Source organism: Pseudomonas putida (assembly GCF_001976065.1).
Lineage (GTDB): Bacteria > Pseudomonadota > Gammaproteobacteria > Pseudomonadales > Pseudomonadaceae > Aquipseudomonas > Aquipseudomonas serbica.
Genome location: NZ_MNAH01000011.1, coordinates 181,694 through 194,633, shown reverse-complemented (window position 1 = coordinate 194,633; position 12,940 = coordinate 181,694). Strand labels below are relative to the sequence as shown.

Genomic DNA, 12,940 nt, shown 5'->3' with positions numbered 1-12,940 from the left:
TCGCCAGGTTCAATTGATCGCAATTGGCTAAGGAAAGACCTTCGAATGCCCAAGCTTGTTCGCGCCGCCGTCTTGACCAACTACCTTGAGGTCACCCAATACCTGGGTTTCAACCCGCACGATGTACTGGCCGGCGTCGGCTTGTCCAAGGCCCAGCTGCAAGCCCCCGGGCACCGCATTCCCATCGACTCCGCGGTGCGCCTGCTCGAGGATTCGGCCGCCGCCAGTGGCTGCCAGACATTCGGTTTAAGCATGGCCGAGTCACGCCAGCTCTCGGACTTCGGCGTGGTCGCCCTGCTGCTCAGCCATCAGCGCACGCTGCGCGATGCCTTGCAGGTGGTGGTGCATTACCGGCACTTGATGAATGATTCGCTGGCGATCTTCATCGAGGAGGCCGGCAAGATGGTGATCATTCGCGAAGAGGTGGTCACCGAATCACCGATGCCCAGCCGACAGGCCACCGAACTGGCCATCGGCGTGATGTTCCGCCTGTGCGCCGCCCTGCTCGGCGCCCACTGGCATCCCTACAGCGTCAACTTCACCCACAAGGCCCCCGACAACCTGCAACTGCACCGGCGCCTGTTTGGCTGCACCCTGGAGTTCGGCAGTGAGTTCAACGGCATCGTCTGTTCCGACGCCAGCCTGGACATGACCAACCCCAATGCCGACCCGGCGATGGCCCGTTACGCCCAGAGCTACCTCGACTCACTGCAAAGTACCGAAAGCACTTCGATGCTGTTCGAAGTGCGCAAGGCCATCTACCTGCTACTGCCCATGGGCCGCGCCACCATCGAGCAGATCGCCCAGAGCCAGGGCATGAACGTACGCACCCTGCAACGCCGTCTCAAGGACGATGGCTGCGCCTTCAACGACCTGATCAACGACGTGCGCCGCGACCTGGTGCTGAGGTATCTGGAGAATCCGAATTATTCGTTGGGGCGGATTGCGGACATGCTGGGGTATGCGATGGCGAGTTCTTTTACCCGCTGGTTCATCAGCCAGTTCGGCATGCCGCCGGCGGCGTGGCGAGCGCAGAAGCAGGGTTCGGCAAAGGCCCCGGCGGATGCTGGTCCACCCAGGATCTCCTGATATCGCGGGCAAAAAAACACGGCGTGACAGCCGCCCCATCTCCCCCGGCCGCGCCCGATCAACTGTAGGAGCTGGCTTGTCGGGTCGCCGCATCGCAGCGATAGCGGCCTCATAGCCGACCCATCTCCCACAGATGTACTCCGTTCAACCTGTAGGAGCTGGCTTGCCAGCGAAGGCGGCCTCACAACTGACCAATTTCCTGCAGATGAACTGCGATCAAACTGTGGGAGCGAGCCTGCTCGCGAAGGCGGCCTTATAGCCGACCTATTATTTGTTGATGGAGTACATATCCATTCCTGCGGTAACGGCCGCCTAGGGTTTCGCCCTTACGGCGAGTCCCTTTGGCAAACGCCCCAAAGGAACCAAAGGTCTTGCCCCACCATTTCGGCCCCTCGCTGGGGCTCGGGGTGCCCTCACTCCGGCATTGCTCCGTGGGCCCGACGCCATCGGCCATCCATGGCCGAGGGCGGCTATCCCGGCATCCATGCCGGGATGCCCACTGCGCAACGCCTGCGTTCGGCCTCTGGAAATGGGGCAGGTAGATCAAGAGCAAAAGCCAAAGCAGAGCCAGAGCCAGAGCCAGAGCCAGAGCCCGAGCCAAGCTAATACCTGTGGGAGCGAGCCTGCTCGCGAAAAACCTGAGAGCACCGCGGGGTGTCAGGTTCCCCGCGTCATCGTTGACGATCATCGCCGGCAAGCCAGCTCCTACAGGAGGCTTTGGCTTTTGATCTTGATTTTCTTGCCCCATCGAGAGGCCGAGTGGAGGTTCTGCGCAGTGGGTAACCCGGCATGGATGCCGGGTTAGCCGCGCTGGGCCAAGGATGGCCCATCGCGGCGGGCCCACGGAGCAGGACCGGAGCGAGGGCATGCCGAGCCACAGCGAGGCACCGAACGCCAGGGGCAAGAGCGTTTGGTTACTTTGCGCTTTTCAAAGTGACCCGCTGTAAGAGCGGAACCCTAGGTGGCCGTTACCGCAGCAATGGATATGTACGCGGTCAACAAATAATAAGGCGGCCTCACAACCGACCCATCTCCTGCAGATGTACTTCGATCAAACTGTGGGAGCGAGCCTGACAGCCGACCTATGTTTTGTTGACTGTGTACATATCCATTCCTGCGGTAACGGCCACTTAGGGTTTCGCCCTTACGGCGAGTCCCTTTTGTCAAACACCACAAAAGGAACCAAAAGGTCTTGCCCCACCATTTCGGCCCCTCGCTGGGGCTCGGGGTGCCCTCACTCCGGCATTGCTCCGTGGGCCCGCCGCCATCGGCCATCCATGGCCGAGGGCGGCTATCCCGGCATCCATGCCGGGATGCCCACTGCGCAACGCCTGCGTTCGGCCTCTGGAAATGGGGCAGGTAGATCAAGCGCAAAAGCCAAGCAGAGCCAGAGCCAGAGCCAGAGCCAGAGCCAGAGCCAGAGCCAGAGCCAGAGCCAAGCTAATACCTGTGGGAGCGAGTCTGCTCGCGAAAAACCTGACAGCACCGCGGGGTGTCAGGTTCCCCGCGTCATCGTTGACGATCATCGCCGGCAAGCCAGCTCCTACAGGAGGCTTTGGCTTTGGCTTTGGCTTTGGCTTTTGATCTTGATTTTCTTGCCCCATCGAGAGGCCGAGTGGAGGTTCTGCGCAGTGGGCAACCCGGCATGGATGCCGGGTTAGCCGCGCTGGGCCATGGATGGCCCAGCGCGGCGGGCCCACGGAGCAGGACCGGAGCGAGGGCATGCCGAGCCACAGCGAGGCACCGAACGCCAGGGGCAAGAGCGTTTGGTTACTTTGCGCTTTTCAAAGTGACCCGCTGTAAGAGCGGAACCCTAGGTGGCCGTTACCGCAGCAATGGATATGTACGCGGTCAACAAATAATAGGTCGGCTGTGAGACCGCCTTCGCTGGCAAGCCAGCTCCTACAGGTATGAGGTGCAACCCTAAGTGGTCGTTACCGCAGGAATGGATATGTGCGCGGTCAACAAATAATAGGTCGGCTGTAAGGCCGCCTTCGCTGGCAAGCCAGCTCCTACAGGTATGTGGCGGAACCCTAGGTGGCCGTTACCGCAGCAATGGATATGTACGCGGTCAACAAATAATAGGCCGGCTGTAAGGCCGCCTTCGCTGGCAAGCCAGCTCCTACAGGTATGAGGCGCAACCCTAAGTGGCCGTTACCGCAGCAATGGATATGTACCCGGTCAACAAATAATAGGTCGGCTGTAAGGCCGCCTTCGCTGGCAAGCCAGCTCCTACAGGTATGTGGCGCAACCCTAGGTGGCCGCTACCGCAGCAATGGATATGTACGCGGTCAACAAATAATAGGTCGGCTGTGAGGCCGTCATCGCTGGCAAGCCGGGCTCCTACAGGGCCGTGCGCGGTGCGAATGCACCCTGGATGACCCGCCAAAAAAAACGGCGACTGCTGGTACAGTCGCCGTGTAAAGACCGGTGTGGGTAACACCGGTCGAGCGCTTCACTGTAACGAGGAGCCAGCCCAGTGAAGCCCTGCGATAAAACCTGTTGGAGCCGCGCTCTCAGAGCCCCCAGTGCAGCAACAACAACACCAGCACGACGAGGAACACCGTCTCCCCCACCATCAGCAGGATCGGCTTGATGCCCACCGCCGCCAGCTCCTTGAGCTGGGTCTTCATGCCCAGGGCACTGATCGATACCACCAGGCACCAGCGCGACAGTTCGTTGACCGAGCCCTGCACCACGGGGGCAATCCAGCCGGTGCTGTTGATGCACGCCAGGATCAGGAAACCGACGGCGAACCATGGCAGCAACGGTGGTCGCTTGCCGGTCGGATCGGCGCCTTGCATACGGGTGATCATCGCCGCGGTGACGATCACCGGCAGCAGCATGGCGACCCGCATCAGCTTGACCACCGTGGCCGTGTCACCGGTCTCGGTGGACATGCTGTAGCCGGCACCGACCACCTGGGCCACGTCGTGGATGGTCGCGCCGAGGAACACCCCCGCCACCTGCGGCGACAATTGCAGCCAATTGGCGATCATCGGGTAGACGATCATCGCCATGGTCGACAGCGCCGAGACACCGATCACCGTAAACAGGGTCGCGCGTTCTTTCTGCGGGTGGTTAGGCAGTGCTGCCGCCAAAGCCAGCGCGGCCGATGCACCACAGATGGCAGTGGCGCCACCGGTGAGCATGCCGAACAACCGTTGGAAGCCCAGCGCCTTGGCCGCGATCACCGACACACCGATGGTCACCACCACCAGGATCACCACCAGGGCCACGGGCTTCCAGCCCAGCGCCGCCATCTGTTCGAGGGTGATGCGCATGCCCAGCAGCGCCACGCCGATGCGCAACACAGTGCGCGCGGTGAACTCGATGCCGGCCTTGCAGGCGCCGTCACCGGCGAGGAAATTCAGGGCCATGCCCAGCAGCAGGGCAAAGAGCATGACGGGTGCACCGTAGTGCTCGGACAAGAACGACGCGGCGGCCGCCACGATCAGACTGACGATAAACCCCGGGGCCAGTTCGCGCGTGCGACTATGGATACGGGTAAGGGCGATGGCGCTCATGGCGCGGCCTCCTCGGGAACGATGACGATGAACGCCTGGCCGTCGATGATCTCGACCGGGTAGTTATTGACTTTCACCTGCCTGGAATTGAGCAGGTAGCCGCTGTGCAGATCGAAGCGCAATCCATGGGCGCAACACTGAATCACCCGCCCCTCAAGACGCCCGCCACACAGCGAGGCGCCCTGGTGCGGGCAACTGTCGTCAATGGCGAACAGCTGTCCGTCGACGTTGAACAACGCCAGGCTCTTGTCTTCAAACTCGAACAGCGCCCGGCCGCCGGCCTGCGGGTGTTTGCCGGCAGGTACGGGAATGCGCCGGGTCATGCCGGCTGCCGCTCGCGTTCACTTTCCTTGAGTGCTTCGTGCATGGCCCCGAGCAGCGCCTGGGCAGGTTGTGCACCGACCACCGTCATGCGGCCGTTGAACTGAAAGCTCGGCACGCCACTGGTCGCACCGGCAGATCCCTCGAAGGGCGTGGCGTCGCCCTTCAGGCAATCGCGAAGCGCATCCCCATCGATGCCACAGGAGCGGGCGATGGCGAGCAAGGTCTCGCCGCAGCCGAGGTTTTCGCGCTTGCGGAAGTAAGCGGCGAACAGCCGCTCCAGCAGCATTTCACGCTGGGCAACATTGCCCAGTGCGCTGGCCCGCTCGAACAGTCGATGGGCGTCCGCGGTATTGGGCATCGTCTCGATCTGGCTAAGGTCGATGGCCAGTCCAACCGCTGCGGCAGCCTTCTGTACCTGGGCCTGGCGCATGGTCATGGCGTCGGCATTGCCCAGGCGCTTGCGGTAGAAATCGGCGAAGGGCTCGCCCTCTACCGGCAGCTGCGGCAGCAACTGCACGCCATGCCAAACGGTGCTGATCTGCACATCCGGATGGCGGCTGCGAAACTGTACCTGCGCATGCTCCAGCTGGCGTTTGCCGATCAGGCACCAGGGGCAGATAAAATCGAAAAACACATCAATTTGTAGACGACGACTCACAACTTCACCTCTAACCCGGCCTGGCTGACGGGGTCAGGCACGCTCTGACCCTGAAGGCGGGCAATATCTTTGTGGTAATGACACTTGGCGTAAAAGAACACGGCCGCTGCCGCGAGGCTGACCAGTGGCACCAATTGGAACGCGGCATGCAGGCCGATCAGGTCCGACACCCGGCCGGTGATGAACGGCCCTGGGGCCAGGCCCAGCATGTTGTTGGCCAATGTCAGCGTGGCGAAGGCGGTGCCGTGGACCGAGTAATGGGTCAGGTTGGCAACCATCGCACCCGCCGGGCCGGTGGTGCCGGTGGCAATCAGCATGCCCAGGCAGATCAGCGCCAGCTGCAGTGGCCCAGCCTGTAGCGCGAACGCCGCCGACAGCAGCAGGCAGCTGCCCAGGCAAAACCCGATGGCCAGGCTGACCTTGCGCTCAGGCGAATTACGGCACAGCCGATCGCTGAGCATGCCGCACAGGATCATCCCGGCGCCGCTGCACAGGACGATGATCGCGGCCATGCCGCCCGCCTTGTCCGTGGGCATGTCGTAATAGCGATTGAGGTAGCTGGGAATCCACACCATCACCGTGCCGCCGACGAACAGCTGCAAGCCGCTGCCGATGTAGGTCGCCACCACCGAACGGCTGGACCACAACGTACTCAGCGGACGCTTGACCGCGGCCACCTTGCTCGCCAGCTGGGCTGCGCGCTTGGGCGCAATCTTCGCTTCCTTGACGATGATCGGGTAAAGCACCGCCAGCAGCAGGCCGAACAACGCCATGCCGGCGAACGACCAGCGCCAGCCGAGCTTGGCGGCGATCGCACCGCCCAAGGCCATGCCCAACACCGAGCCGAACATCCCGCCTGCCATGAAGGCACTGGCCAGGGTGGCGCGCATGTGTTTCGGAAACACCGAAATCACCACCGCGATGCCGACGCTGCCGTAGGCCGCCTCGCCGACGCCCACCATGAACCGTGCGATGAACATCTGCTGATAGTCCTGCGCCAAGGCACAGCCCAAAGTGGCCACGCTCCACAGCATCGCCATCAGCGCCAGGCTCTTGACCCGACCGAAGCGGTCGGCCATCAGCGACAGCGGGAAGGTCAGCAGGCCGACCATCAAGGCGACAATGCCACTGAGCAGGCCAAGCTGGCCGTCGCTCAGTGCCCACTCGCTCTTGAGCAGCGGGAACACCGCATTGAGCACCTGGCGCGACATGTAATCGGAAATCAACAGGCCGAACGTCAGGGCGAAGACAATCCAGGCATATTTACGCGCAACGTTGACGCAACCAGCGTCGTCATCGTCGGCGATTGGGTGAAAGGCCATGCAGCCTCCTCAAAGCTTTTATTTATTTTTGTTATCAAGCGTTTTGCAGTGCGCACGAGCGGTCACGGCCTCCCGTGCGCACCACGGGTCAGCCGCGTTGCGGCACACCTTTTTGCCCAGCCTTGCGGTTGGGGGACATGCCGTTGGCCAACAGGGTGTCTTCGATGCTGTCGTACTGCACACCGATGCGATAGATCTCACGGGCTTCTTTGCCGGTGGCGATTTCGCGACCCAGTTCGTGGGCGATGCGTACGGTTTGCTTGATCTGCGCAACCGAGCCGAAACGCTCGCCCTTGTGATCAATGATAGTGTCTTCGTTGCCAACGCGCGGGTGTAGGCCCATGGACATCGCCATGGTGTTGAACGGCAGTACGTTCTTGAGCAGCGATTCGGAGGTCAGGGTGCAACCGTCCGGCACACGGTGGATGAAGTTGAAGAAGTTGAACGGGTTCGGACCGTCGAAACCACCGCCGATGCCGATCCAGGTCAGGTTCAGTGGGCCCTTGTAGATGCCCTTGCGCACCAGGCGCTCAAGGGTTTCGTAGGCGTGGATGCCGGTCAGCTGGAAGTGCGGCTGGATGCCGTTGTCCATCAGGCGCTTGAGGTGCTCGGCAACCCAGGCCGGGCCTGCCGGTACGGTCATCTCGCTGTAGGCAGCCTGGACCAGCGGATTGGCCAGGGAGGTGCCTTCCAGGTATTCCGGGTACAGCAGCTCCATGATGTTCATCTGGGTGGTGTTGATGGCCACCGTGACCTGGTCCGGTTTCGGCGTCAGCTCGGCCAGCATGTGGCGGGTGTCGTCGGACAGCCACTTGGCCGCTTCACCGTCGCTTTCCGGGGCGAAGGAAATCGAGCCGCCGACCTGGATGATCATGTCTGGCACGGCCTCGCGCACACCGGCGATCAGCTCGTTGAACTTGGACAGACGCTTGGAACCCTTGCCATCCAGTTCACGCACGTGCAGGTGCAAAACAGTGGCACCGGCCTCATAACATTCGACCGCTTTCTGGACTTGCTCGTCCATGGTCAGCGGGATGTCTTCAGGGAAGTCTTCGGGCATCCATTCAGGGCCGTACGGGGCCACGGTGATGACCACTTTTTCCATGTTTTCGGGGTGCAGGGAATCGTCGAAGAATTGCATGGTTACTCCAGTTCGTATGCCAGTTCTTATGATTGTCCGTCCACCCGGGTCGTGGCCGGGTGGACGTGTTCACGAGTGCGTATGCAGAAGGGTTGGATCAGAAAGTCTTGTCGCCGATGATCCCGGCACGCTCCATCTTGCGATGGCACGGCGGGTAGTCCATGACGGCGTAATGCTGGGTACTGCGGTTGTCCCAGATGGCGATGCTGTTGGGCTTCCAGCGCCAGCGCACCTGATACTCAGGGATGTACGCCTGGCTGATCAGGTAGCGCAGCAACTCGCCGGCGCCAGGGTTGGCGTCCTGGCCGAAGCGCACCCGCTCAGGGGTGTGGTAGTTGCTGAAGTGGGTGGTGAAAGCGTTGACGAACAGCACTTTCTCGCCAGTTTCCGGATGGGTGCGCACCACCGGGTGCTCGGCGTCCGGGTACATCGCCTTGAGCGCCAGGCGTTTTTCAATCGGCATGGCGGCACCGAAGCTCGCTTCGATGCTGTGGCGGGCGCGCAGATCGGCGATCTTGAGCTTTACGTCTTGCGGCAGGTTCGCATAGGCTTGGACCATGTTGGTCCACATGGTGTCGCCGCCCACTGGCGGGCATTCCACGCAGCGCAGCACGCAGCCCATCGGCGGTGCTTCGCGCCAGGTGGCGTCGGTGTGCCAGGCGTTTTCGTAGCGGTCCACCGGCTGGTCAGGATTCTTGTAGATGCGCACCAGGCCTGGATGCTCCGGATCGCTGCCGGCCACCGGATGGTCCTCCAGTTCGCCGAAGCGGCGGGCGAAGGCCACGTGGTCGGCGCGGCTGATGTCCTGGTCGCGCAGGAACACCACTCGGTGCTTGAGCAACTGGGCACGAATCTCGGCAAACAGACCGTCGTCATGCACCGCGTCGGCGAGGTTCACGCCGATCAGTTCGGCACCGATGCTGCAGGTCAATTGTTCGACTTTCATGGCTGGCAGCTCCTTAAATGACGAAAATCGACGAGCCGGTAGTCTTGCGCGACTCAAGATCGCGATGCGCCTGCACCGCGTCCTGCAACGCGTAGTGCTGGTTGATCTCGATCTTGATCCGGCCGCTGCCGACGTGGTCGAACAACTCACCGGCCAGGGCGGCTTTTTCCGCCGGGTCGCTGATGTAGTTGGCCAGGGCCGGACGGGTCAGGTACAGCGAACCTTTCATCGCCAGCATCACCGGATCGAACGCCGGGATCGGGCCGGATGCAGTACCCACGCAGACCATCAGGCCACGGGGTTTCAACGAATCCAGCGAGCCCATGAAGGTGTTCTTGCCAACGCTGTCGAACACCACGTTGACGCCCACGCCGTCGGTCAATTCGCGAACGCGAGCAGCGACGTCTTCATGGCTGTAATTGATAGTATGGTCGCAACCGTGAGCCCGGGCGATTTCAGCCTTTTGCTCGGTCGAAACCGTGCCGATCACGTTCAGGCCGAGCAACTTGGCCCACTGCGAAACAATCAGGCCAACGCCACCGGCGGCAGCGTGCAGCAGGATAGTGTCGCCTTCCTTGAAGTCGTAGATGCGACGCATCAGGTACGAGGACGTCAGGCCGCGCATGGTCATGGCCGCCGCGGTTTCGAAGCTGATGGTTTCCGGCAGCTTGATCAGCGGCGCGGCAGCGATCAGGCGCTCGGTGCTGTAGGCGCCAAGGGTGTTGAGGAAGCCGGTATAGGTGACACGGTCCCCGACCTGGACGTTGGTCACGCCTTCGCCGATGGCCTGGACCACACCGGACGCCTCGACCCCCATGCCGTTGGGCATCGGGATCGGGTAGGTGCCGTTGCGAAAGTAGGTGTCGGCATAGTTCAGGCCGACCGCTACATGACGCAGACGAACCTGACCCGGACCGGGATCGCCGACTTCAACATCCTCATAACGAAGGACGTCGGGACCACCGGTTTCGTAGAAGCGTACGGCTTTGGCCATTTTTCTTGTTCTCCAGTCTGCAATATTGGCTGCTGCGTCGATTTGCGCTGATTGGACTGTAGGATGACGCCCAACCAGCCGCTTCTCATCAGACGACAATGGCTTTTCATTTCATGACAGGGCTCGCCGTGGCGTTCTCGGCGATGGATGACTTATCCAGTGCCGATCGCTACCCTTCACTCCACGGTGCCAGCCGGCGCTCAGGTCAATCCCTACTTCGAACAGACGAGCGCGTCATGAAATCCCCTGCAGGTTTGTTGCTGTCGGCCATCGAGCTGGACCGAGCCAGTGCCATCCCCTTGTACCGCCAGCTGTACTTGCAGATTCGCAAGCAGATCCTCGGTGGCCGGATCCAGGGCGGCGTGCGCCTGCCATCGACCCGCACCCTGAGCAAGGAGCTGGCGCTGTCGCGGATCACCATCCTCAATGCCTTCGATCAGTTGATCGCCGAAGGCTTCCTGGCCTCGCGCACCGGGGCCGGTACCTACGTCGGCACCGAGTGGGAACAGCGCACGCTGGTCGACGACGGGCAGGCGCGCCAACCCCCTCGCCTGTCCGACCTGAGCCAGTCGATGCTGTCGCTGCGCAGCGATCACTTTCGCGGGGTGTCCTATGCCGACTGGGACCCGTCGACCCCGACTTCCTTCCTGCCCAGCCACAGCACCTACGACGCCTTCCCGCAAACGATCTGGCGGCGCCTGATGAACCGCCACCTGCTCAAGCCAAGTAAAGCCATGCTCGGTTACGGCGAGCTGCAAGGCTTGCAGGCGTTGCGCGCGGCCATCGCCGAGTACGTCTTCGACGCCCGGGGCATCGACTGCGATGCCGGGCAGGTGGTCATCGTTTCCGGTGCGCAGCAAGCCTTCAATCTGCTGGGCATGCTGCTGCTCAACCCGCAGGACAGCGTGTGGATGGAGGACCCGGGGCACATCGCCGCGCGCATCGCCTTGCAGGCCCAAGGCGCGCAGATAGTGCCGCTGCGTGTCGATGAACAAGGGATCGATGTGCAGCAGGGCCTGGCCCGCTGCCCCGATGCGCGCCTGGTGTTCACCACCCCCTCGCGCCAGCATCCCCTGGGCGTGACCCTCAGTTATGCGCGACGCCAGGCCCTGATCGATTGGGCGGCGCGCCAGCAGAGCTGGATCATCGAGGACGATTGCGACAGTGAACTGCGCTACAGCGGTCGCCTGCTTCCCGCGCTCTACGCCATGGACCAGATGGCCCGGGTGATCTACGTCGGGACCTTCAGCAAAGTACTGTTCCCCTCGCTGCGCCTGGGCTACGTGATCCTGCCCCAGGCCCTGGTCGAACCTTTCTGCACCCTGCGTGCAGTGATGGATCGCAGCCCGCCTACCGTGCTGCAGGCGACCACGGCGGACTTCATGGTCGAAGGCCACTTCCTGGGGCACATCCGCCGCCTGCGCACGCTGTACCAGGCTCGCCAGCAGGCCCTGGTCGAACAGCTGCAAGAACAGCTCGGCGGGTTCTTCAGGATTACCCCGGTGGACGCCGGCATGCACCTGATTGCCTGGCTACCCCCGGCGCTGGATGACGACGTGATTGCCAAGCAACTGGCACAACACAATATCCACACCTACGCCTTGAGCGATTACTGCATCGAGCATGTCCTGCCACCTGCCCTGCTGATCGGTTTTGCCGGCACCCCGGAACACCAGGCCCGGGAACGCGTCGCGGCGCTGGCCCGGGCGTTGCACGCGATGGGGTGCCTGAAGCCGGCCACTTGAGCACGGCAAGTGGTCTTATCAATTAACTGATAATGGATCTATCGAGAGTTCCTGACTGGCGCGATAAAGGCTGCGTCGCAAGACCCGTGTCTGAACCAGGAACGACTCGAATGAACAATAAGATCCAGGAACGATTCAACGCCTTGCTCGGCCATAACGTGGTCGAAGACGGCTCGCCGCCGGTACTGACTGACGCACTGGCCCGGCAATTGCTCGAACGCCTGGCGCAACTGCGCCTGTTTGCCCACGCGTACCCGCTGCTGACCAACCTCACCCACGGTCGCGTCACCCCCGCCGACCTGCTCGACTTCGCCTATCGCCACGAACTGCAGGGCTTGAGCCTGCACCTGCTCGACGGCGAGCAAAACAGCCTGAGCCAGATGACGCCCGCGCAACTGCAGGTGTTTGCCGACAAGGCCAGGGCCCTGGGCCTGGATGTGCACCTGGAAATCAGCAGCACGCTGAAAAAAGACGTCGACCAGGTCATCGCCATCGCGCTCGCCCTGGGCGTGCGCAACATCCGCGTCTACTCACGCTACGAGGGCACGCTGTCGCAGGTGATGGACATGATCGAAACCGACCTGCACTACCTCGCGCAGCAGGCCGACAAGCACGATCTGTACTTCGACTTCGAGCAGCATGAAGAGCTCAAGAGCGACGAGATCGCGCAACTGCTGACCCGCCTCAACCACCCTCGCCTGCACGCCCTGTTCGACTTCGGCAACATGATCAATGCCTGCGAACAACCCCTGCAGGCCCTGCGCAACCTGGCGCCGCACATCCGCCAGGCGCACCTCAAGGGCGTGCGCGTGGTCCCCGAGCAGAACGGCTTCGGCCACTACGGCGTCCTGCAGGGCAGCGCCGAAGACGACCTGCCCAGCGCCCGCCTGCTGTTCGAGCTGCTGATGCTGGGCGAAACGAGCCCGCAGGTGATCGCCTTCATCCTCGAGCAGGAAAACCACTACGTGGCCCCGGCGTTCCGCCAGACCCATGAGGCGGCCGACCCGTTCATCGCCTACCGGGAAATGAGTGACACACCGCTGCCGGACGGCTATTCGCTTGCGCGAATGCTCGCCGACGAACACCGCTGGGCGAACAACCAGGTCGCCTATGTCCGCGGTGTGCTGGCCGAGTTGCGCACCCTGGCCGAACTCACCCTCGCCAATACCTGCAACGCCTGAACCCGACGCTACA

General features: G+C 62.4%; 10 protein-coding genes. 3 read left to right on the top strand and 7 right to left on the bottom strand.

Translation table 11 applies throughout. The features are described 5' to 3' along the window. Positions 1 to 45: 45 nt before the first annotated feature. Positions 46 to 1,089 (top strand): AraC family transcriptional regulator, encoded by a 1,044-nt coding sequence (locus BKX96_RS28610; RefSeq protein WP_077186094.1) that lies wholly within the window; start codon positions 46 to 48, stop codon positions 1,087 to 1,089. A gap of 2,516 nt (positions 1,090 to 3,605) precedes the next feature. Here the strand turns inward: BKX96_RS28610 and BKX96_RS28595 are convergent. The 7 genes from BKX96_RS28595 to BKX96_RS28565 form a co-directional block, all read right to left on the bottom strand. Next, a complete protein-coding gene (locus BKX96_RS28595) occupies positions 3,606 to 4,616 on the bottom strand; it encodes a YeiH family protein (protein ID WP_008066683.1) in 1,011 nt (336 codons plus the stop codon). Next, positions 4,613 to 4,939 carry a Rieske (2Fe-2S) protein gene (locus BKX96_RS28590; RefSeq protein ID WP_046817492.1) on the bottom strand — a complete coding sequence of 109 codons (327 nt, stop codon included), beginning with the start codon at positions 4,937 to 4,939 and terminating at the stop codon, positions 4,613 to 4,615. Before BKX96_RS28590 ends, BKX96_RS28595 begins: the two co-directional genes overlap by 4 nt. After that, on the bottom strand, positions 4,936 to 5,598 hold the full coding sequence (locus tag BKX96_RS28585) for a DsbA family oxidoreductase (RefSeq protein ID WP_077186092.1): 663 nt from the start codon (positions 5,596 to 5,598) through the stop codon (positions 4,936 to 4,938). The genes BKX96_RS28590 and BKX96_RS28585 overlap by 4 nt, the downstream gene beginning before the upstream one ends. Next, positions 5,595 to 6,920, bottom strand: coding sequence for an MFS transporter (locus BKX96_RS28580; RefSeq protein ID WP_046817494.1), 1,326 nt, complete (start codon positions 6,918 to 6,920; stop codon positions 5,595 to 5,597). The genes BKX96_RS28585 and BKX96_RS28580 overlap by 4 nt, the downstream gene beginning before the upstream one ends. 88 nt (positions 6,921 to 7,008) lie before the next feature. After that, positions 7,009 to 8,061, bottom strand: coding sequence for a beta-keto acid cleavage family enzyme (locus BKX96_RS28575; RefSeq protein ID WP_046817495.1), 1,053 nt, complete (start codon positions 8,059 to 8,061; stop codon positions 7,009 to 7,011). A 97-nt stretch (positions 8,062 to 8,158) separates the two neighbouring features. Beyond that, positions 8,159 to 9,007: a TauD/TfdA dioxygenase family protein gene (locus BKX96_RS28570; RefSeq protein WP_077186091.1), complete on the bottom strand. Its 849-nt coding sequence runs from the start codon at positions 9,005 to 9,007 to the stop codon at positions 8,159 to 8,161. A gap of 13 nt (positions 9,008 to 9,020) precedes the next feature. Further along, positions 9,021 to 10,001 carry a quinone oxidoreductase family protein gene (locus BKX96_RS28565; RefSeq protein ID WP_046817497.1) on the bottom strand — a complete coding sequence of 327 codons (981 nt, stop codon included), beginning with the start codon at positions 9,999 to 10,001 and terminating at the stop codon, positions 9,021 to 9,023. Positions 10,002 to 10,237: 236 nt separating this feature from the next. Between BKX96_RS28565 and pdxR the strand changes: the two genes are divergently transcribed. Both pdxR and BKX96_RS28555 read left to right on the top strand, forming a co-directional pair. Then, entirely contained in the window at positions 10,238 to 11,746 is a 1,509-nt protein-coding gene (gene pdxR / locus BKX96_RS28560; RefSeq protein ID WP_077186090.1) for a MocR-like pyridoxine biosynthesis transcription factor PdxR, read from the top strand. 110 nt (positions 11,747 to 11,856) lie between these two features. Next, complete coding sequence (locus tag BKX96_RS28555) at positions 11,857 to 12,927, top strand: sugar phosphate isomerase/epimerase family protein (protein ID WP_046817499.1); 1,071 nt, start codon at positions 11,857 to 11,859, stop codon at positions 12,925 to 12,927. Positions 12,928 to 12,940: the final 13 nt, after the last annotated feature.

Excerpts from the sequence above, each read along its gene's own strand:
- pdxR (WP_077186090.1), top strand. The coding sequence starts at position 10,238 with ATGAAATCCCCTGCAGGTTTGTTGCTGTCGGCCATCGAGCTGGACCGA.
- BKX96_RS28570 (WP_077186091.1), bottom strand. The coding sequence starts at position 9,007 with ATGAAAGTCGAACAATTGACCTGCAGCATCGGTGCCGAACTGATCGGC.
- BKX96_RS28575 (WP_046817495.1), bottom strand. The coding sequence starts at position 8,061 with ATGCAATTCTTCGACGATTCCCTGCACCCCGAAAACATGGAAAAAGTG.
- BKX96_RS28595 (WP_008066683.1), bottom strand. The coding sequence starts at position 4,616 with ATGAGCGCCATCGCCCTTACCCGTATCCATAGTCGCACGCGCGAACTG.
- BKX96_RS28555 (WP_046817499.1), top strand. The coding sequence starts at position 11,857 with ATGAACAATAAGATCCAGGAACGATTCAACGCCTTGCTCGGCCATAAC.
- BKX96_RS28610 (WP_077186094.1), top strand. The coding sequence starts at position 46 with ATGCCCAAGCTTGTTCGCGCCGCCGTCTTGACCAACTACCTTGAGGTC.
- BKX96_RS28580 (WP_046817494.1), bottom strand. The coding sequence starts at position 6,920 with ATGGCCTTTCACCCAATCGCCGACGATGACGACGCTGGTTGCGTCAAC.
- BKX96_RS28565 (WP_046817497.1), bottom strand. The coding sequence starts at position 10,001 with ATGGCCAAAGCCGTACGCTTCTACGAAACCGGTGGTCCCGACGTCCTT.
- BKX96_RS28590 (WP_046817492.1), bottom strand. The coding sequence starts at position 4,939 with ATGACCCGGCGCATTCCCGTACCTGCCGGCAAACACCCGCAGGCCGGC.